Here is a 19,462-nt window from a genome sequence, read left to right on the forward strand (position 1 = left end):
CCGTGCGGCATGCCGAGGAAACGCACTTCCTCGCCCTGCCGGGGCGCGACGTACCGTGTCGCGTGGCCGGGGTGCCTTGACGCCACTGTTCCCCTGGGGTACTTGGTACAGCTTTTCCGCAATGCGGACCGTACGTCATGGAGGATGGGATGTTGTCGAAAATGAAGACTGCCGTAGCCGGACGCTGGAGCGCGCCGGGCGGGTACCGCGAGGTGCTCGGCGTCAGTCTGCCGCTGGTGGCGGGCATGGCCTCCACCACGGTCATGGAGTTCACCGACCGGCTGTTCCTGAGCCACTATTCGGTGGAGGCCATCGCGGCGGCCACGCCGGCTGCGGTGGTGCATCTGCTGTTTCTGCTCACCTGCATGGGCATTACGGGCTATGCCGGGGTGTTCATCGCCCAGTACATCGGTTCCGGCGCGCCGCACCGGGTGGGGGTGGCGCTGTGGCAGGGGCTGCTGATGGCCTTCTTCTTCGGTGGGTGTCTTGCCCTGCTGTGGTTCGCGGCGCCCGCCATCTTCGCCTTTGCCGGGCATCTGCCCGCCGTGCAGGCGGGAGAGGTGGCCTACTTCCGCATGCTGGCTCTGGGGTCGGTGCTGGCCCTGGGCAACAGCTGCCTTGGCGGCTTCTTTTCCGGGCAGGGGCGCACCCGGCCCGTGATGCTGGCCAACTTCGCGGCCATGGCCGTGCACATTCCGCTGGACTACGCGCTGATTTACGGTGCGTGGGGGCTGCCCGAAATGGGCATAGCAGGTGCGGGGCTGTCCATGATCCTCAGTTGGGCCGTCACTTCGCTGCTGTTGGGGGGCATGGTGTTCACCCGGCGCAACGAGCGGTGCTTCCGGGTCTGGAGCGGACGCGGCTTCGAGCGGGAGCTGTTCCTGCGCATGGCCCGCTACGGCCTGCCCAGCGGCATCAACGGCTTTGCCGAACTGTTTTCGGTGACGTGGTTCGTGTTCCTGGTGGGCGAACTGGGCGAAACGGCCCTGGCCGCCACCAACATCACCTTTTCCATCAACATGGTGGCCTTTCTGCCCATGATGGGCATGAACATCGCCGTGGGCAGCATGGTGGGGCAGGCCATGGGCAAGGGCAACCCCGCCGCCGCCGAACGGGTGACGTCCAGTACCCTGCACGTGGCCATGGCCTGGATGCTGCTGCTTTCGCTGTTCTTCTTCTGCACGCCGGGGCCGCTGTACGACCTGTTCCTGAGCGGCGGCGCGCAGGATCCCGCCGTGCTGGCCCAGAAGGCGGAAATCCGCGCCATGGGCGTGGTGCTGCTGCGCTTCGTGGCGGTGTACTGCCTGCTGGACGCAGTGACCATCGTGTACACCGGCGCGCTGAAGGGCGCGGGCGACACCTGGTTCGTCATGTGGAACGTGCTGCTGGGCTGCGTGGTCTGGCTGGTGCTGCCCACGCTGGCCCTGCGCGCCTCGGGCCTGATGACCCTGAACACGCTGTGGGTGGCCTTCACCGCGTTCATCATGCTGCTGGCCGTGGTGTCGTGGCTGCGCTTTCGGCGCGGTGCGTGGAAGCGGCTGCGGCTGGTGGAGACGGCGCACCCACTGCCCGATGGGACCGATGGGCCCGATGGGCCCGATGGGTCTGTCGGCCCCGAAGACGGCGGAAAGGCCTGATTCGGCCTGACTCGGCCTGACTCGGTAGATAATATCTGATTCGATCCGGGGCGGCATGGGGGGCAACAGGCCCCATACCTTTCCCCTTTTCCGGCAGGGCATGTGATGGCCGGAAGATACGAAGCAAAACGGCCGCGCGGCAGTCACCGCGCGGCCGTTGTCGTTCACTATGGCCGATTTCGTTCGTTGCCCTTCAGCTTTCGGACAGCCTTGCCTCCACCGAGGCCACCTTGCCCGCCATGCGGCCCACGGGGCCTTTGCGCAGGTCCACCTTCAGGGTCATGTATACCCGGTCGCAGTCCGCTTCCAGCGCGGCCAGGCACCGGTCGGCCACCTGCATGACCTCGGCCCGTCCGCCCTCGATGGTGGTGCCCATGGGACCAAGCTGGTACGGCAGGCCGCTTTCCTGGATGACCGACAGCACGCGGGCCACCCATTGGCTGACGCTGGCCCCCTTGTCCATGGGAAAGACGGCGATTTCGGCGAGAACGCTCATGATGCCTCCGTGCGGGCCATCGTTTTGCCGGGCGTCATGCGGCTTGTCGGCCCGCGTTGGTCATCACTTCGTCGATGCGCCGGATCTTGTCCAGCACCCGCCGGGCGATCTGCCGGAATTCCGTCATCTGCGGCAGGCCGAAACGGTCGCGCCCGTGCACCAGCCCGGAAACGTCCATGATCTCGTTGTACAGGTACGGCGTGCAGATGGGGTCCTGCCGCAGGAAAAAGTGTACCCGGCCCAGCATTTCGACGATTTCCGCGCCGTGGCGTTCCGGCTTGCGGAACAGCGTTTCCAGCCGCTTCTGGGCATTGCGCAGCGAGGTGCGCCACTGTGGCAGGCGCGGGGCGAACAGGGGCTGCTCGCACGGGGTCATGGCCGCATCAAGGCGCTGGCGGAACCCGGCCAGAATGTCGGCGTCACCGCTCGCGTTGCCGCCATCCGCCGGGGGCGGCAATTCGCGGTCAAGGTCGTCTGGCGCGATGTCCCGCGCGCCCCGGATCAGCGCCCCGCCGCCGTACAGGTTCACCACGTCCAGTTGCAGGGTGCGGATGTCCTGTTCCATGTCGCGCAGGGCCGTGGCGTAGGGCAGGGTGGAGCGCACCGGCCCGTCGCGGCCCGGCAGGTCCAGCGTGCCCACGGTGATGGCGGCGGCATGGTGCCCGGCGGCGTGCGATGCCTCGCCCCGCCAGCCGAAGTCCTGCCCGGCCAGCACCATGCGTCCCGCGCCCATCCAGTGCAGCAGGCGCAGCAGGGCCACGCTGACGTTGCCCGCCGCGTCCAGCACCAGGTCGTCCTTGCCCGCGATGAAGGTGGCCATGCCGCCCACGGTCCACAGCGGCAGGGTGGGGCCGGGGTAGCGGCGCACCACTTCGGGCTGGACCTTGGTGGAATAGATCAGCGGCACGTGGCGCGCCCATTCCGGGTCCAGCCGGTCGTACACGCGAGAAATGCCGTCGCTGTAGTCGATGCACAGGGCAAGGTCGGGCCGGATGCCCACGGCCTGCATGGCGGGCAAGGTTTGCAGCGCCGCCGTGACCAGCGCGCGATGGGACAGCCGGGCCACGGCGGGGGCCGATGCGGCCAGCGAAGGCCCGGCGCCCGCGACGACGGCGGGCAGGCCGTCCAGCGCGCCGCGCAGCGACTTCATGTCGCCGTCGGCAAGGGCGCGGCGGAAGTTGGAAAGCTCGTTGCCCACCATCACGTCCTGGGCGCGGCGCAGGGTGGAAAGCTCCACCGACAGGGCGTCCAGCTGCTCGCGGCAGATGCGGGTCCAGTGGGCGTAGGCGGGGCCGATCTGCTGGCTGGGCAGGTCGGCCTGCAACAGGATGCGCCCGAACAGGAACTGCTTGTCGCAGCCGCGCACGGCGGCCACCAGGGCGTCGAACTGCGGCGCCACGAAGGTCAGCCTGCCCGATTCGATGAACGGACGGTAATCCGTTAGCCCCAGGCACAGGCTGAGCATGGCCGGGTCTGGTTCCACCACCAGCAGACGGTGGCGGGGCGGCGTCTGTTCCAGCATGTGGTTGATGCCGTAGCCCAGGTTGGCGCCCACGATGATGGTGGCCGAACGCTCCGCCTGCTCCGTGGGGGGCCATGACCTGTAGGCGAACTGGGGCGGAAAGGCGTCAAACAACCGACGACCATCCTCCAGTTCGACGTCCAGCATGTTCCAGCGGTTCAGGCGCAGGCGGGGGGCCAGCGCCTCGGGCGCGGGAGCGTTTGCGGCCAGCCACGCGGCCACCTGGGGCTGCGCGGCGGTCAGGGCCTTGGTGTTGTCGGCGAGGAATTGGGTGTGGTTCATGGGCCTGCCCATGCATGATGCATGCCGCACGAATGGTCTGCGGGCGGGTGGCGGGAGTGCGGCGGGCAAGGCCGGGAAACAGGCCGCCCCCTCGGCGCGGTGCGCGAAGGGGGCGGCGGCGGGATGTAGTGGAAGGACGCGGAATGGACGGGGGGGGGCGGCTATGGCGCTGTGGTTCCCGGTTCCGTAGACGCCGGGTTCGGTGGTGTCACCGGATCGGCGGGCGCTGCCGGAGGCGTGGGCAGCGGCGGCACCGTGATGGGGGCGTCCAGCGTTTCCGGGGCTCTGCGCAGGGGGGCCTTGTAGGTGGTCGTGCCGTCCGCCGGGATGTCGGTCCCGCCGGGCAGGGCGGTGGACGCCGGGGGAACGGGAACGATCGGGCCGTCCAATGTTTCCGGCGCGGTGCGCCGTACCGACTTGTACGGAACGAGGCCGCCGTCCGTGCCATCAGCGGGAGCCGTGGGCGTCAGGCGGGGTGGGGCGGTGGATTCCGTTGCCGGGGCCGTTACCTCGGGAGTCACGGGGTATGCGGGGGGTGCCACGGGTTCCGGCAGGGCCGGGATTTCCGGAGGCGTGACCGGCGCGCGCACCTCGCCGCCCGCGTCATGAGGCAAGCTGGGCGGCACGGCGGGCGGCACGGGCTGCGATTCCTGCATCTGGGCGGGCGCGGGGGCCACCGGCACCGACGGGGCCGGTTCACCTCCAACGGGTTCAAGCCCAAGGGAGTCAATCCTGACCGGCTCGGTGGCCGGGGGCAGGGGCACCTGCTCCGTGGGGGTCGGTTCCATCGGCGGCGTGGCGGGTTGCGCTTCAGGAGCAGCGGCGGGGGCCACGGTGGGCGGCACGCCGGGCATTGCCGCCGCGTCGCCGCTGGTGGCCGGAGTTTCGGCGGGCATCCCTTCCGGGGCAGCGGGCACGGGGCTGGCTTCGGCCCCGGCGGGCGGCGCGATGCGGATGGTCAGGTCCGGCACGGGCGCCGGAGCCGGGGGCGCCACCGCCGGTTTGGCCGGTGCGGGTGGCGCGACCACGGGCATGGGCGTGGCGTCGCGGGCGGGCACGAACGGCCCCTTGGGCTGTTCCGCCGCCGTTGCCGCGCCGATGGACCTGGCATCGCGCCCCACAAGGATGGCGCGGGTTTCCCACGGGTTCAGATGCAGCACCATGCGGCCACCATCCAGCGGCAGCGGGGTGCCTTCCTCCAGGTCCACGGCGGGGTTGCCCGCGCCGAACAGTTCCAGAAGCTTGGGCGTGGCGGCCATGTCCAGCCGTTCGGTCACTGCCTCGCGCCCGAAGTTGGTGACCGCCACCACCACGCCGCGCCCGCCGGGCAGTTCCACGGCAAGGGCGATGCAGCCCCGTCCCTGCGTGCGCAGGCGCGCGGCCACGCGCCCGGCGGCAATGCCGGTGCGTTCGCGCATGGCGGTGATGGCGTGCACCCCGTTGAGGAACGAATGCGGGTCGTGCAGCTGCTCGTCGGGCGTGGGGTAGGCCACCGGGGCGCGGGGCATGCCCTGCTTGGTCAGCACAGTGGTGCGGGCGGTGCGGTACAGGGCGTATGCGCCGCGCGGGGCCAGCGCCGGGTCCCAGCGGTCCTCGGAATCGGCCATGGCGTGCCAGTCCAGCGGCAGGGCGCCCGCCAGGTCCTGCCCGTGCAGCACCAGCAGGCCCGGCTGCATGGCCTTGAAGAAGACCAGGGCCAGATGCCCCTGACGGATCGTTTCGCGCGCGTCGGCCCTGGCGGCGTCGGCATGGCTGAAGCCAGCGCCCAGCGCGGCAAGCCCCGCGCCGGTGACGGGCAGCACGTCGCCCGCCCCGCCCAGCGGCATGGTGGACGCCCACAGGGCCGCGCGCGTGCGCATGGCCGCGCGCATGTCGTCCGCCAGGGCGGCATCGCCCGCCGCCGCGCCGGGCGGCAGCATGCCGGGGGACAGTTGCGGCAGGGCGTAGTCCACGCCGTCCGGGCCGGGGGTGGCATGCACCAGGCGGCGCATGTCGATGCCAAGGCGCAGGGCGTCGTCCAGCAGGGAGCGCAGGGGGCGCGCATCGCCGGTGAGCAGGGCGTGTTCGGCGGCGGGGCTGGTGACGGTGTCTTCGGCCACGTCGGCGGATTCGTGCAGGGTGCGGGCCAGCAGCGGCAGGGGCAGCCTGTCGCGCTGCCAGGCCCAGCCGCCGTAGCGACGCGTTTCGCGGGCCAGTGACAGGGCGGCGGTGGGGGCCGGTTCCAGGGCCGGGGCATGGCCCTGGTCGCCGTAGGCGGCGCGGGGCAGCGGGTCCAGCCCGGTCAGGGGTTCCACCCGGAAGCCGGTCAGGGCCATGCCGCGCAGGCCGATCTGCTGGATGATGCTGGAAGACAGGATGCGCCGCGCGGCGGCGGAAGGGTCGTCCCAGTGCAGCACGGGCATGTCGTAGCGCCCGGCATGGCGGTAGACCCAGCGGCGCAGGGTGCCGTCGGACCCGCGCACCTCACCGGTGACGGCCCAGCCGCCGGGCCGCGCCCACGACAGCAGGTCGCGCGAGAGGGAGGCGGGCAGCAGCCCCTTTTCCGCCAGCAGGTCATGCTGGGCGCGAGTGAGCGGGCGGGCCTGCCATTCCGACGAACTGGCGGGCATGTAGGGCCACAGGTCGCGCGGGATTTCCACCAGGCAGTAAGCGCCGGGGTATTCGCGCACGTTGCGCGCGGCCAGAAAGAAGTCCGGTCCCATGCCGGTGGCGGCGGGGATGATGTCGGTGCCCAGCAGCATGCGGTTGCTGTCGGTCAGGCGGCGCAGACGCAGGTATTCGTCGTCCGTGCCTGCCGCCTCGGAAAAGCCGTGCTGGATGGTGTCGTCGCCGGTCAGGGTGGCGCTGCGGTCGTAGGCCCAGATGGCCCCGGCGCCGCCGGAGGGCGCGACGTACAGCCCGCGCGCTCCCGTGCGGCGCAGCAGTTCCTGCGTTCTGGGCTGGGCCAGGATGGCGAAGGCCGAAGGCGTGCCGTCGGCGATGAGCGCCATGGGGTGCACCAGCAGCCAGGTATCGGCGGCGCGCAGCAGGTTGTCCGGGTCGGGCGGCAGCGAAGGAGAGCGCCAGCCCAGCTGGCTGCCGGAGACCACGCGCGAAAGTTCCGCCCCGGCCCCCAGCAGCGACTGCTTTTCCAGCCACTGCATATAGCCGGGGTCCGCCCGGGTGACCGAGGGGCCTTGCGGCAACAGCAACGATTTCTGTTTGGCCTGAGGTGCCCCGCACCCTGTCAGGAGCAGGCCGAGGGCCAGACCCAGCACCAGGTGCAGTACCATGCCCGGAACAGGGGCGGCGGGCTGCATGGCCGAACGGCTGGGCGCGGCAGCGGCGCGCGGAAGGCCGGATTGCGGAAGGATTGCGGGCAGGCTGCGGAGCATCAGGGCAATGGTGCGGAGCGCGGCGCGGTTCGGCATGCAAGTCTCCTTTATCATGCCGACATTACAGGGGGGCGGGGGGGCTGTCAAAGGCGGTATTGCGGTCATGCCACGCCATTTTCGCTTTACACGCGGCGTGAAGCGGGGCAAACCGGCACCTGTGGCCATTCGGGCCACGGAGTACAGGGAGGATCTTCATGCCGTTTTTCGAAGTGGACGCGCAGAAATGCAAGCGCGACAACATCTGTATCGACGAATGCCCCATCCGCATCCTGATCGCCGACAAGGAAACGGGCGTGGCCAAGATGCGCCAGGGCGCCGAGGATGCCTGCATCCGCTGCGGCCATTGCGTGGCCGTCTGTCCGAGCGGGGCGGTGCGCCTTGAGGGCATGCCCTTCGACGAATTCGTCCCCGTCCGCCGCGAACTGGCCATCGAGGCCGACGCGGCGGAACAGTTCCTGCGCGGGCGCCGCTCCATCCGCACGTTCAAGGAGCAGCCGGTGGAGCACGACGTGCTGGCCCGGATCATGGACACCGTGCGCTGGGCACCCACCGCCAGCCACCGCCAGCCGGTGCGCTGGGTGATGGTGGAAGACCCCGCCCGTACCCGTGAAATCGCCAGCCTGATCATCGACTGGATGATGTACCTGCGCGAACACGACCCCGAAATCGCCAAGCGCCACAACGTGGCCGGGCTGATCGCCGGGTCGCGCAAGGGCGTGGACCTGGTGCTGCGCGGCGCGCCGCACATCGCCGTGGCCTGCTGCGACGGCGGGGCCACCTGGCCCGCCGTGGATTCGGCCATTGCCCTCACCTATCTGGAACTGGCCGCCCATGCCCACGGCGTGGGTGCCTGCTGGGGCGGGTACTTCACCTACGCGGCCAACGCCTATGCCCCCCTGCGCGAACTGCTGGGCCTTGGCGAGGACGAGCGGGTGCAGGGCGCGCAGATGCTGGGGTATGCGAAGTATCGGTATCGCCGGTTGCCGTGGCGGAAGCCGCTCCCCGTCACCTGGAAATAACCCCCGCGAGAATCGCGGGCGCTGACGGCGTCAAAACCGGTTTCCGCTCGGGTCATGTACCGAAGAGTACACTCCCCTCGCGGAAACCGGTTTTTCCTTGTCTTCGCCGCGCGCTTCTCGCGGGGGTGCCGCTGGCCGCGCGGATCGCGGGCGGTTGCTGCGTCAAGCACCGTTTCCGCTCTGCTGGCCGCTCGGGTCATGTACCAAAGAGTACACTCCCCTCGCGGAAATGGCGTTTTCCTTGCCCTCGCCGCACGCTGCGCACGGCCAGAAGGCCGTGATTTGACGCGCGGTTGGAAAGAATGAAGAAATGAAGTCGCCCCGACCGGAAGTTCCGGTCGGGGCGGTTGTCATTTGAAAACGAGAAAGAATGTAAATTGCCTCCAGGCATGGTCGGCAGGCGGAGCGGTGTTGTCCGAGGACAAGGAAAACGGCGATGCAGCGAGGGGAGGCTTCGGTATTTCTTGCAGCGGCTATACCCGACAAACGGCAGGATTTGGCCCGGCACGCAAGGAAAGCGGCCCCGGCGCGAGGGGAGTGTACTCTTTGGTACATGACCCGAGCGCCGGGGCCGTTTGACGCAGTGGTCGCGGCCAAGGCCCGCCGTTTGTCAGCGCATGCGTGCCATGACGGATCGCAGCGCCTCCGCCTGCTCCGCCAGCGCGGCCACGGCCCGCGCGGCCTCGCGCATGGCGTCCACGGTCTCGCCGGAGATGCGGTCCACCTCGCCGGTCGCCCGGCTGATTTCCTCGCTGGCGGCGGATTGCTGGGCCGCGGCGGTGGCAATGGCCCGCACCCTGTCGGCGGTTGTCACGGCAATGGTGACGATGTGCTGCAAGGTCTGGCCGGAGGCCCCGGCCAGTTCTGCGGAGCGGCCCACGTTGCGGGCGGCGTTTTCCGTGGCCTCCAGGTTGCGGGCGGCCCCGGCTCGGATGCGCGTGACGGCCTCGCCCACCTCGCGGGTGGCGCCCATGGTCTTTTCGGCCAGCTTGCGCACCTCGTCGGCAACGACGGCGAATCCGCGTCCGGCGTCACCGGCGCGGGCCGCCTCGATGGCGGCGTTCAGCGCCAGCAGGTTGGTCTGGTCGGCGATGTCCGAAATCACGTCCATGATCCGGCCAATGCCCTCCACCTGCGTGCCCAGTTCGCGCATGTCGGTGCGCAGGGCCTCTGCGTCGGCGGCCACGGCGGTGCTGGCGGCCACGGACTCGCGGGTGATGGAGGCGCCGTCCTCGGCCTTTGCGCGGGCTTCGTCGGCGCTGGCGGCGGCCTCGTCGGCGGCGCGGGCCACCTCGACCACCGATGCGTTCATCTGGTCCATGGCGCTGGCGGCCTCGCCAGCGCGGGCCTTCTGCACGTCGGCCCCGCGTTCGGCCAGTTCCACCTGGCGGGCCAGCCCGGCGGCAGCCTCTGCCACCACCTGCGAGATGCGGTCCGCCTCGACGGCCACCTCGCTGATGAGGGTGTTCTTGGCTTCCATTTCCTGCTGGTGAGCCTTGATGTCCGTCAGGTCGGCGAAGATGGAGAAGGCGCCGATGAGGTTGCCGTCCAGGTCCAGCAAGGGCGCGGTATCCAGGCGGGTATGCACTGTGCCGCCGGTGCGGCGGGACAGGGTCAGCTCCGTGTTCAGGATGGCCCGGCGTTCGCGCATGCAGCGGCCAACCACGGTGTCGCGCCCGGACTCGCCGTAGAAGAACAGGGCAACGTCGGCGCCCAGGTGTTCGTCCGGCGTGCCGGAAACCCCCAGCAGGTCCAGCATGGCCTGGTTCACGTAGCTGATGCGGCCATCGGTATCCACCACGTAGCTCGGCATGGTCATGCCGCGCAGGATGCCGTTGGAAAAGCCCAGGCGGTGCTTGATCTCGGCCACCATGGCCCGCACGCCGCCGATGGTGCGCCCGATGTCGTCGTCGGCCAGGTAGTCGATGGCCGCGTCATAGTTGCCCTTGGCCACTTCCGCCGTGAAGCGGCGCAGGGTGCCCAGCGGGCGCGACACGGTGCGCAGCAGGCCGAACACGAAGACCAGGGCCACGCCCAGCGCCACCACGGCGATGACGGCGGCGCTCTGCAAGAGGTGCGCATCCAGCCCGTGCACCATTTCCGTGCGGGTCATGCGCACGGCCACGCGCCAGTCCCACGGTTCGAAATGGCGCACGTAGGCGCGCATGGGCACGCCGTCCATGGTATAGTCCACGGGGCCATCCTTCACGCCCTTGAAGAAGGGGCCGATGTCCGCCTCTTCAAGCGTCTTGCCGCGCAGCGTGGGATGGTGGAGGATCATGCCCGAGGCGTCGTAGACAAAGGCGTAGCCCGCACCGGCCACGCGCACCTTGTCCATCATTTCGGCAAGCTGCGGCGTGCGGATGGGGCGGCCCACGAAAATGACGGCGATGATGGCGCCGTCTTCGTCGCGCACGGGCTTGTAGGCGGTAATGTACCAGTCATTCACCACGAAGGCGCGGCCAGAGTAGGTCTGCCCCCCCATGACCGCCTTGTAGACGGGGCTGTCTTCCGGAATATAGGTACCCACGGCGCGCTGGCCGTCCGCCGTGCGCACGTTGGTGGCAATGCGCACCAGCTTGCCGGGCAGCACCTGGAACAGGGTGGCGGCGCCGCCCGCCATCTGCTGCACGCGGTCGACCACCTCGTTGTTGTCGCGCATGGGCTTGCGGCCAAGCAGGGAATACTGGAACAGGCCGGGCATTTCGACCGTTTCCTTCTGCTTGGTGAGCTGGTTGACCACGTCGACCTTCTGCATGTCGTTTTTGCGCACCATCAGCGGGCCATCGGCCAGCAGTTGCGATTCGAACAGCGCAAGGTCGGAGGTGACCTTTTCCTGCGTGATGGCGTGCTGCATCTCGATGGTGGAGACAAGATTGTCCGTGGCGGACTTCAGGTTGAGCTGCCCGAGGTCCACCAGGTCGCCCCGCACGACGATGGTGAGCACGATGGCCATGAAGGCCACGGTGCTTGCCACGATGACGGCGCTGCCCAGGTAGAATTTGGTGCTGAAACGCATCCGCTGGAACATGAACCCCCCAAGGCTGATGGGGGCCGCAAGACGTTGCCACGCAAGAACGCCGCGTGGACGGAATACGGCCCCGGTGTGAAACGAGTGTGTCTGGCTCTGTGAGTGTTGGATAGTGTTAATCAAAGAAGCTTCGAAATCAACATGATATATTAAGAAAGGAGTACGGAATGAGCGGAAGCACAGGGAAGGACAGGTTCGATACCTCCGGGTTCGTCATGCGCAAACAGGACGTGGGCGATGCCAACGCGACAATGACCGTGTCGCGCGTGGGGCGCAGGCCCCCCTTCGACCCGGCGGCGGAGCGCATCGTGATCCTGGGGTTGCCGGGCAGCGGCAGGCGGCAACTGGCGGAGTTGGTGGCGCAACGTTTCGGCATGCAGGCGGCCACGCCCGATGACGACGCCGCGCCCGAGGTGGTGACGGAGCTGTGCTGCCGCACCGGCCTGGTGCTGGCGGCACCCGTTTCCGCCGTGCGCGACGAATATCTGCGGGCCTGCCTGCGCGACGGGGCGCGGGTGTTCTACATGATGACCAATCCGGTGCGGCTGGCCGCGGAACTGGAGCTTTCCGGCGAGGTGGGCGAAAAGTTCTGCCGCGAGGCGCTGGAACTGGAAACCCTGAGCATGGGTGTGCTGCACTTTCTGCTGCCGGACGGAAGAACGCCGGAGCAACTGGTGGTCAACGTGTGCGAGAGCCTGGGGGTGGCCTGAGCATCACCACGCGGCCACGCAGCCGTCGCCGCGCGGGTCTGCCGCGCCTTCCAGCGTGCCGTCGGGGTGGCGGACGATGCCACCGGCATGGCCCATGACCGGATCGTAGTCGTCCACCATGCGCACGGGGTGCCCGGCGGCGCGCAGCGCATCGGCAACATCCGGGGCGATGCGGCTCTCCAGCCGCAGATGCACGGCGTCGTCGCCCCAGGTCCGGCCCAGCAGCCAGCGCGGTGCGCTGACGGCCCGTTGCAGCGGCTGGCCGAAGACCACGTGGCGGGTGAACACGGCGGCCTGGGTCTGGGGTTGGCCCTCGCCGCCCATGGTGCCGTATGGCATGACCCTGCCGTCGGCCAGCAGGGCCATGGCCGGGTTCAGGGTATGGAACGGCTTGCGGCGGGGGGCCAGCGCGGCAGGGCTGCCCGCCTGTAGGGAAAAGCCGCAGCCCCGGTTCTGCCAGGTGATGCCGGTACGCGGCAGAACCACGCCGGAGCCGAATTCGAAGTAGATGCTCTGGATGCAACTGACGGCGCGCCCCTGTGCGTCCACGGCGCCCAGCCACACCGTGTCGCCGCCGGAGGGCGGCGCGGGCCACGGCAGGGCGCGGGCCATGTCCACGTCGCGGGCAAGGGCGTCCAGCCGGTCGGGGCGCAGGGGGTCCGTTGCAGAGCCGGGCGCAGGGTACGGGGCGTGGTCGGGATCACCCACAAGGCCGTCGCGCATCCGGAAGGCGCGCTTGGTGGCCTCCACCACGGCGTGGATATGGGCGAAGGTTTCGGGTTCGATGGCGGCACCCGCATCGCGCAACCGTTCGAAGATGCCGAGGATGCACAGCGATGCCACCCCCTGCGAGGGCGGCGGCAGGTTGAACACCTGCCCGTGCGGCAGGCGCAGGGACAGCGGGGTGACCAGCGCCGCGCGATGGTCCGCGAGGTCCGCCGCGGTGAGGGGCGAGCCCGCTTCGGCAAGGTCCGCGGCCATGGCGGCGGCCACCCGGCCTCGATAGAAGTCGTCCAGCCCGCGTGTGCCCAGCGTATGCAGGGTGTCGGCCAGGGCGGGCAGGCGCAGGGTGCTGCCTTCCGGCGGGCAGATGCCGTCCGGCAGGAACTGTGCGGCAAAGCCGGGTTGCGCGGCCAGCGCTTCCATGTTGTCGCGCACCAGCGCGTGGTGCCCGGCGGTGACGGCAACGCCGTGCCGGGCGTGCCACTGCGCTTCTTCCAGCAGGCGGGGCAGGGGCAGGGCCGGACCCCAGGCGCGGGCGTGCTCCAGCGCCGCCGCCCAGCCGGATACTGCCCCGGCCACGGTGATGGCGGCCAGCGGGCCGCGCCGGGGAATCTGGTGCGTATGCCCCGCCGCGCGCAGCAGGTCCGGGGTTACCGCCGCGCCGGAGCGTCCGCTGGCGTCGATGCCCACGGGCGCGGGAGCGCCGGGTTCGTGAATCAGCCAGAAGCCGTCGCCGCCAAGGCCGGTCATGTGCGGATAGGCGGCGCACAGGGTGGCGGCTGCGGCCACCACGGCTTCCACGGCGTTGCCGCCCTCGCGCAGGATGGCCAGACCCGCCTGCGAGGCGAGATGGTGGGGGGTGACGACCATGCCCCTGCGGGCGCGCGGCGTGTGCAGCATGACCGGGCTCCTTGGCGTTGAAATTTCAACGGGCATCCGCTGTCGGCCATGCCGCCAGCCTGCCCGTCTGCGGCCTTGCGCCGCCTGCATCCACCCCTACCAGAAAGTTTGAGGGAGGGGATGGGGGCCGGGGAAGGGGAGGGTACTTTTCAAAGTACCCTCCCCTTCCCCGGTTCGTCTTCTCTCTTTCCCTTACCCCCGCAGCCTCAGATAATTGCGGAACAACCGGCGACTCATGCGCGACCAGGCATCGAAGTCGGCGGTGGATTCCAGCCCGGGCACCAGCGCCTTGACCACGGGGAATTCCAGGTCGGCGTGGGTGAGTTCCACGTACACGGGCGCCATGCGGTTGACGGCGAACAGGGTTTCCAGCAGCGCCAGGTTGCGCTGGGGCGATTCCAGGGCCAGGTCGGGCAGGTCTTCCAGCTTGCGTTCCGGCAGGCCGCGCACGCCGGGGCCGGAGGGACCGCCGTTGGGGTAGGCGAAGGGCGTTTCGGTCATGGCGGAAAGCACGGCGCGCCGACCGGAAAGGCCCGCACCGGTGCCGCGCGCCACCTGGCCGCGTGGTCCCACCACGAAGCACTTGTAGCAGGGCACGCCGAACTCGGTGGTCAGGTCCTGGAACTGGATGTGGATGCCGCGCCCGGCGTAGTCGTCCAGCAGGGATTGCAGACGCGCATCGTCGGTGACCAGGCGGAAGCACTGCGAGCGGTCGTAGGGCACGGTGGCTTCGGCGTCGCGCTCGAGGATTTCGGTGAGCGCCGCCACCTTGGCCTCGGCCATGATGTTGCCGGTGGCAAGGCCCGTGGAGCCGGACGCCGAGAACAGGGCGATTTCGTCGAGGTTGCAGAACAGATAGGCCATCTGCGCGGGCACCAGCACGGGGCGCGAGCCGCCGGCATCGTCGGGGGTGTGCCCGGCAAGCCAGTACAGGGGCTGGTCCTGGTAGGGGGCTTCCAGCGGGATGGCGTGGGGGGACAGCACCTCGCGGCCATCGGCCAGCAATTCGGACAGACGGGCGCGCAACAGCGGCTGCGGCGTGGCCCGGTCGAGCACATGGAACTGGCCCCCAATTCCGTCGACCTCACCCACGGAAACGTAGGACGAGGCACGTTCCACCATCTCCATGGCGTACGAGGCGCGCGCGTCGGCCAGGGACAGGCCGCGCCCGTAGGTGGTGCCCTCACCCTTCAGGGTGTAGTCGAGCGCGCCGCAGCGCACGGTCATGTCCACGTTCCAGCGGCGCAGCAGGGCAATGGGCGAAAGGGACGCCTCGTGGCGCATCTCGACCCCGGCGATGATGCCGTTTTCCACCAGCCGCTCCAGCGCAAGGGATGCCGTCTCGTGCGACGGAGGACGCTGCCAGGGGGCGGATTCCGGGGGCTCCATGGACAGCAGGGCGCGGATGTCGGCGGCTGTGACCACAGGACGCTCCGGTCCGTCGAGAATTTCCGCCGGGTCGTACAGCGGGGGGATGTCCATGTCTTCGAGCTGTGGCAGCATGCGATGGTTGTGCATGTTGTCGCGGAACACCTCGCACCAGGCGCGGTGCAGGTCGCGGTCGGGCTGGGCGTGCCAGCGCAGGGCGATGTGCGGAGTGGCGGCCTCGACGGCGGCAAGGGTTTCCGGCGTGGGGGCCGGGGCCGCCGCAAGCAGGCCGGAAAGATCGGGGTTCAGCAGGCACGCCTCGCGCAGCAGGGCGGCGGTGGCGGGACGGGCGGCGGGGTCAAGGCTGTCCAGCAGGGCGGACATGCGTTCCGGGGATAACACGGCGGCAAGACGCAGCAGATGGCTGTGCAGGAATTCGTCGAGGGGGGCGGCCTCCAGTCGGTCGAGGCCCTGCTCGAAGGTCATGTCTGCCGGGGGCTCGCAGGCGAAATAGCCCGTGGTGGCCTCGGTGGAGGTGTGGGCGTAGCGGTAGTGCAGGGTGGGGAGGGCGGCGGGGGCCGCAGGCTTGGTCGAGTGGGGCATGTGTCCTCCGTGAGTGTGCGTGGGGATGGCATAGCGTATGGGCGGCAGGGGGGGAAGGGGGGACAGGGGGACAGGGGGACAGGGAAAAGAGAGGGTTGCGCTATTGCACACCCGGCATCTACGAAGGCAGTTGCGCCCCGGTGATCACGCCCGATCTCGTCATGCCTCCGGCGGGCAGGGGGCTGGCGCGTTGATGGGCACGGCCTCTACGAAGACAGTTGCGCCCTGTTTACCACGCCCGATCTCGTTATGCCTCCGGCGGGTGGGGGGCTGGCGTGTTGATGGGCACGGCCTCTACGAAGACAGTTGCGTCCTGTTTACCACGCCCGATCTCGTTATGCCTCCGGCGGGCAAGGGGCCATTGAACGATGGCCCCTTGCATCCCCGCGTTCCAGGGGCTGCGCCCCCTGGACCCCCGGCGTTTCTTGCACCGCATTCTTACGCCTGGCAGCTTCCCTGCGGCGCTGGCGCACCTCGGGCGATCTGCCCGGCGGAATGCGAATGTGCATATATCTCTCGTAGTCTTGGCAAAGGTCCGGGGTGTGCCCTTGCCGTTGCGCGGTTTGCGGTGCACCCGCAACGCCGGAGCTTCCGCCGTCGCGAAGCCTCCGGCGGCGATCTCCGGCTGCGGGCGCAATCCGCGCGGATGTTGCGCTTTGTCTGGGGAGTTTGGCGCCTTGCAGGACGCACAGGTGCATCAGATATGAATTGCTGTCCAGTTCTTGCCTGAGTGATGACGTTCACTGTTTTATCATGTTTGTAGGTTAGAGGCGCGGGAAACCTGTGTGCGGCGATACCTATCCGTAGCCGGAGATTGTCACCGGAGGCTTTGCGACGGCGGACGTTTTGGATGTATGGGGGCGTGGGGGATATGGTCGGATTTTCATGCGGTGTTCAGAGGAAACGTCTCGTGCGTAGAAGCGTATGACGCCGGGTTTTTACGGCGGCACATGCGTCGCAACGAGGGCGTGGGTAGTGGCATCTTCGTTGTGCGATGCCAGCGGGAGCCATGCGCGCATCCGCATTCAGTCGGGCAGATCGCCCGAGGCGCGCCAGCGCCGCAGGGAAGCTGCCCGGCGTAAGAATGCGGCGCAGGATAAGCGCGGTTGAGGCAACTGCGTGTGGTTGTGCCTGCGAGAGCGACGTACGCATTGGCGCCACCGGCGGCAGATCACCCGAAGGCGCCAGCGCCGCAGCGAAGCTGCCCAGCGTAAGAATGCGGCGCACTATAGACGTGGTTGAGGCAACTGCGTGTGACTGTGCCTACGAGAGTGATGTATGCATTGGCGTCACCGGCGGCAGATCACCCGGAGGCGCTCTGCGCCGAAGGGAAGCTGCCGCCGAAGGGACGCCGCGTATGAAACGTCGGGGGTTCCAAGGGGCGGAGCCCCTGGAACGCGGGGGTGCAGGGGGTGTTCGTTACAACACCCCCTGCCCGCCGGAGGCATAACGAAATCGAGGGTGGTCAACGAGGCGCAACTGTCTTCGTAAAGGCCCAACCCATCAACGCACACCCCGTCCCCCTTGCCCGCCGGAGGCATAACGAAACCGGGCGTGGTCAATAACGCGCGACTGTCTTCGTGGAGGCCGGGTGCAACAGCGCACTGCCTCTTCTTTTCCCCATCCCCATCTCCTTTCCCTTTCCCCTTCCCAACACCGACCACCAAACAACAAGGGGGCCGCGTTTCCGCAGCCCCCTCGCTCAGCTATCCAATTCCAACCTCTTGTCCGCGCGCGTTCATACTCGCGCCCCGCGCCCTCACTGCGCCGCAATCCACTCCATGGCCGCGTGCAGGTCGAGGGTGCCGGTGTAAATGGCCCGGCCCGTGATGGCCCCTTCCACGCTTGAGGTCAGCGTCAGCGGGTACAACGCCCGCACGTCTTCCAGCGTGGCCACGCCGCCCGCCGCGATGACCGGCACCGGGCACATGCCCGCCAGCCGTTCCAGCGCGGCCAGGTTCACCCCTGTCTGCATGCCGTCGCGGTCGATGTCGGTGTAGATGACGAAGGCGGTGCCCGCAGCCAGCAGGCGGGGCAGGACGTCGTCGACGGTCAGGCCGGAATCGGCCACCCAGCCCTTGGTCTTCAGCCTGCCGCCCTCGGCATCCAGCGAAACCCCGATGCGCCCCGGAAAGGTGGCGCACAGGCGGGCGTACAGGTCCGGTTCCTCCAGGGCCACGGTGCCGATGATCAGCCGTTCCACCCCGGCGTCGAGGTAGGCTTTCGCCGTGGCCTCGTCGCGGATGCCGCCGCCAAGCTGCACCGGCACGGAAAGGTCGGCGCAGATGCGGCGGATCAGCTCGAAGTTGGCGGGCATGCCGCTGAAGGCCCCGTCCAGGTCGATGACGTGCAGCCACTTGGCGCCCTGGTCCTGCCAGTGGCGGGCCATGGCGGCGGGGTCGTCGGAAAACACGGTTTCCGCGTCGGCGCGGCCCTGCCGCAGCCGCACGCAGCGACCGTCCTTGATGTCCACGGCGGGGAACAGGATCACAGGCCAAACTCCTTGATGGCCTTGCGCATCCCTTCCTTGGCCAGGTCAAGGGCCGACAGCCATTTGCCCTTGCGCCCCACGAACTTGCCCATTTCCAGCAGGTTGTCCGCAAGACCCATCTGCTTTTCGTCGTAGTTGGAGCGCATGACAAGGGTGCCGCCCTTCACGTCGATGAGGAAGACATCCATCATGATGCTGGCCGATTCGGTCACGCCCATGTCGCCGCCCTTGCGTTCGCGCATGTCGACGACCTGGGGCACCAGCAGAAAGTCCACCTCGGCCTTGCGGCCCACTTCCACCCAGTAGGCCAGCGCCTGCGGACGACCGCCGGTGCGGCTGCCAGCCTGGGGCGAAAGCGAGGGCTTGGTGGCGGCAAAGCTGTACACGCGCTTGGTTTCGCCGCGCAGGATGTCGCCGAAGGTGCGGTCGAGGTCGGCAAAGGTTTCTTCCGACACCCGCTGCTGGTCCTCGGGGATGTACCCGGCCAGCAGGTCGGCCATGGCCGTGGGCTGTGTGAAGGCGGCCACGCCGATGGTGGCATCCGGCAGCGGAGCCGGGCCCCGCTGACGCTGCGAGCAGCCGGGCAGGGCGACGAGCAGGGTGACGACGAGCAGCGCGAGCAGCGCGCCCGACACCGGGAAGGTGATGAAACCGCGATGGGTACGCATCAGTCTAGGCTCCCTTTGGTGCTGAGCAGCGTCTCGCGGTCACGGCGCACCGCCTGCCGCAGGGCAAGTCCCAGCCCCTTGGCGGCGGATTCCAGCAGGTGGTGACCGTTCCTGCCGTACAGGAACGAGACGTGCAGGTTCATGCGGGCGGCCGAGGCGAACGCCTTCAGGAATTCGCGCCACAGGTCGCGTTCCTGCCCGGCGATGACGGGCGGCAGAAGGTCGTCCCCGCGCCATTCAAGCCACGGGCGACCGGAAATGTCGATGCATACGTCGGCCAGGGCCTCGTCCATGGGCACGCGGGCAAAACCCACGCGGGCGATGCCCGACCGTTCGCCCAGGGCTTCGGCCAGGGCCTGCCCCAGGCACAGGCCCACGTCCTCTACGGTGTGGTGGGCGTCGATCTCGAGGTCGCCGGTGCAGGACAGGGTAAGGTCGAACCCGGCCCAGAACGCGGCCAGGGTGATGACGTGGTCCGCCATGCCGAACCCGGTGTGCACGTTGACCAGGCCCTGTCCGTCCACCACGAGGTCGAGGCGGATGGAGGTTTCCTTGGTTTCGCGGAACACGGCGGCGCTGCGCTGGCTCATCTCGGGCTCCTTTCTTGGTGCAGGGTTCATGTGTGGACCTTTGCGGGC

At 68.9% G+C, this 19,462-nt stretch carries 12 protein-coding genes; 3 read left to right on the forward strand and 9 right to left on the reverse strand.

Features of this window, described 5'->3' with window-relative positions:
• Positions 1–161: 161 nt before the first annotated feature.
• A complete protein-coding gene (locus K6142_RS04380; RefSeq protein ID WP_223290475.1) occupies positions 162–1,637 on the forward strand; it encodes an MATE family efflux transporter in 1,476 nt (491 codons plus the stop codon).
• A 193-nt stretch (positions 1,638–1,830) separates the two neighbouring features.
• Here the strand turns inward: K6142_RS04380 and K6142_RS04385 are convergent, their stop codons facing one another.
• From K6142_RS04385 to K6142_RS04395, 3 genes are all read right to left on the reverse strand, one after another.
• A complete protein-coding gene (locus K6142_RS04385; RefSeq protein ID WP_190245966.1) occupies positions 1,831–2,133 on the reverse strand; it encodes an MTH1187 family thiamine-binding protein in 303 nt (100 codons plus the stop codon).
• A 34-nt stretch (positions 2,134–2,167) separates the two neighbouring features.
• The gene (locus K6142_RS04390) at positions 2,168–3,937 is read right to left on the reverse strand and encodes a motility associated factor glycosyltransferase family protein (RefSeq protein WP_190245965.1); all 1,770 of its coding nucleotides are present in this window, start codon (positions 3,935–3,937) and stop codon (positions 2,168–2,170) included.
• A 161-nt stretch (positions 3,938–4,098) separates the two neighbouring features.
• Positions 4,099–7,347, reverse strand: a complete 3,249-nt coding sequence (locus tag K6142_RS04395) for a hypothetical protein (RefSeq protein WP_223380760.1) — start codon at positions 7,345–7,347, stop codon at positions 4,099–4,101.
• A gap of 158 nt (positions 7,348–7,505) precedes the next feature.
• Between K6142_RS04395 and K6142_RS04400 the strand changes: the two genes are divergently transcribed.
• A complete protein-coding gene (locus tag K6142_RS04400) occupies positions 7,506–8,330 on the forward strand; it encodes a nitroreductase family protein (protein WP_190245970.1) in 825 nt (274 codons plus the stop codon).
• Between the two features lie 610 nt (positions 8,331–8,940).
• Here K6142_RS04400 and K6142_RS04405 read toward each other — a convergent pair.
• Positions 8,941–11,361 carry a Cache 3/Cache 2 fusion domain-containing protein gene (locus tag K6142_RS04405; protein WP_190245971.1) on the reverse strand — a complete coding sequence of 807 codons (2,421 nt, stop codon included), beginning with the start codon at positions 11,359–11,361 and terminating at the stop codon, positions 8,941–8,943.
• A gap of 167 nt (positions 11,362–11,528) precedes the next feature.
• Here K6142_RS04405 and K6142_RS04410 point away from each other — a divergent pair, with 167 nt between their 5' ends.
• The gene (locus K6142_RS04410) at positions 11,529–12,071 is read left to right on the forward strand and encodes a hypothetical protein (protein WP_190245972.1); all 543 of its coding nucleotides are present in this window, start codon (positions 11,529–11,531) and stop codon (positions 12,069–12,071) included.
• A gap of 3 nt (positions 12,072–12,074) precedes the next feature.
• Here the strand turns inward: K6142_RS04410 and K6142_RS04415 are convergent, their stop codons facing one another.
• From K6142_RS04415 to K6142_RS04435, 5 genes are all read right to left on the reverse strand, one after another.
• The gene (locus K6142_RS04415; RefSeq protein WP_223380761.1) at positions 12,075–13,694 is read right to left on the reverse strand and encodes a gamma-glutamyltransferase family protein; all 1,620 of its coding nucleotides are present in this window, start codon (positions 13,692–13,694) and stop codon (positions 12,075–12,077) included.
• A 192-nt stretch (positions 13,695–13,886) separates the two neighbouring features.
• Positions 13,887–15,665, reverse strand: a complete 1,779-nt coding sequence (locus tag K6142_RS04420) for a YcaO-like family protein (protein ID WP_190245515.1) — start codon at positions 15,663–15,665, stop codon at positions 13,887–13,889.
• Between the two features lie 1,759 nt (positions 15,666–17,424).
• A complete protein-coding gene (gene hisA / locus K6142_RS04425) occupies positions 17,425–18,156 on the reverse strand; it encodes a 1-(5-phosphoribosyl)-5-[(5-phosphoribosylamino)methylideneamino]imidazole-4-carboxamide isomerase (protein ID WP_190245516.1) in 732 nt (243 codons plus the stop codon).
• Positions 18,153–18,824, reverse strand: coding sequence for a hypothetical protein (locus K6142_RS04430; RefSeq protein ID WP_190245517.1), 672 nt, complete (start codon positions 18,822–18,824; stop codon positions 18,153–18,155). Before K6142_RS04430 ends, hisA begins: the two co-directional genes overlap by 4 nt.
• A complete protein-coding gene (locus K6142_RS04435) occupies positions 18,824–19,414 on the reverse strand; it encodes an imidazoleglycerol-phosphate dehydratase (protein ID WP_015946737.1) in 591 nt (196 codons plus the stop codon). The genes K6142_RS04430 and K6142_RS04435 overlap by 1 nt, the downstream gene beginning before the upstream one ends.
• Positions 19,415–19,462 lie beyond the last annotated feature (48 nt).

Source organism: Nitratidesulfovibrio sp. SRB-5 (genome assembly GCF_019931275.1).
Classification (GTDB): domain Bacteria; phylum Desulfobacterota; class Desulfovibrionia; order Desulfovibrionales; family Desulfovibrionaceae; genus Cupidesulfovibrio.

What these genes read in the sequence shown, in the direction of transcription:
- K6142_RS04420 (WP_190245515.1), bottom strand. Translation starts at nt 15,665, where the DNA reads ATGCCCCACTCGACCAAGCCTGCGGCCCCCGCCGCCCTCCCCACCCTG.
- K6142_RS04430 (WP_190245517.1), bottom strand. Translation starts at nt 18,824, where the DNA reads ATGCGTACCCATCGCGGTTTCATCACCTTCCCGGTGTCGGGCGCGCTG.
- K6142_RS04380 (WP_223290475.1), top strand. Translation starts at nt 162, where the DNA reads ATGAAGACTGCCGTAGCCGGACGCTGGAGCGCGCCGGGCGGGTACCGC.
- K6142_RS04385 (WP_190245966.1), bottom strand. Translation starts at nt 2,133, where the DNA reads ATGAGCGTTCTCGCCGAAATCGCCGTCTTTCCCATGGACAAGGGGGCC.
- K6142_RS04395 (WP_223380760.1), bottom strand. Translation starts at nt 7,347, where the DNA reads ATGCCGAACCGCGCCGCGCTCCGCACCATTGCCCTGATGCTCCGCAGC.
- K6142_RS04415 (WP_223380761.1), bottom strand. Translation starts at nt 13,694, where the DNA reads ATGCTGCACACGCCGCGCGCCCGCAGGGGCATGGTCGTCACCCCCCAC.
- K6142_RS04400 (WP_190245970.1), top strand. Translation starts at nt 7,506, where the DNA reads ATGCCGTTTTTCGAAGTGGACGCGCAGAAATGCAAGCGCGACAACATC.
- K6142_RS04410 (WP_190245972.1), top strand. Translation starts at nt 11,529, where the DNA reads ATGAGCGGAAGCACAGGGAAGGACAGGTTCGATACCTCCGGGTTCGTC.
- K6142_RS04405 (WP_190245971.1), bottom strand. Translation starts at nt 11,361, where the DNA reads ATGTTCCAGCGGATGCGTTTCAGCACCAAATTCTACCTGGGCAGCGCC.
- K6142_RS04435 (WP_015946737.1), bottom strand. Translation starts at nt 19,414, where the DNA reads ATGAGCCAGCGCAGCGCCGCCGTGTTCCGCGAAACCAAGGAAACCTCC.
- K6142_RS04390 (WP_190245965.1), bottom strand. Translation starts at nt 3,937, where the DNA reads ATGAACCACACCCAATTCCTCGCCGACAACACCAAGGCCCTGACCGCC.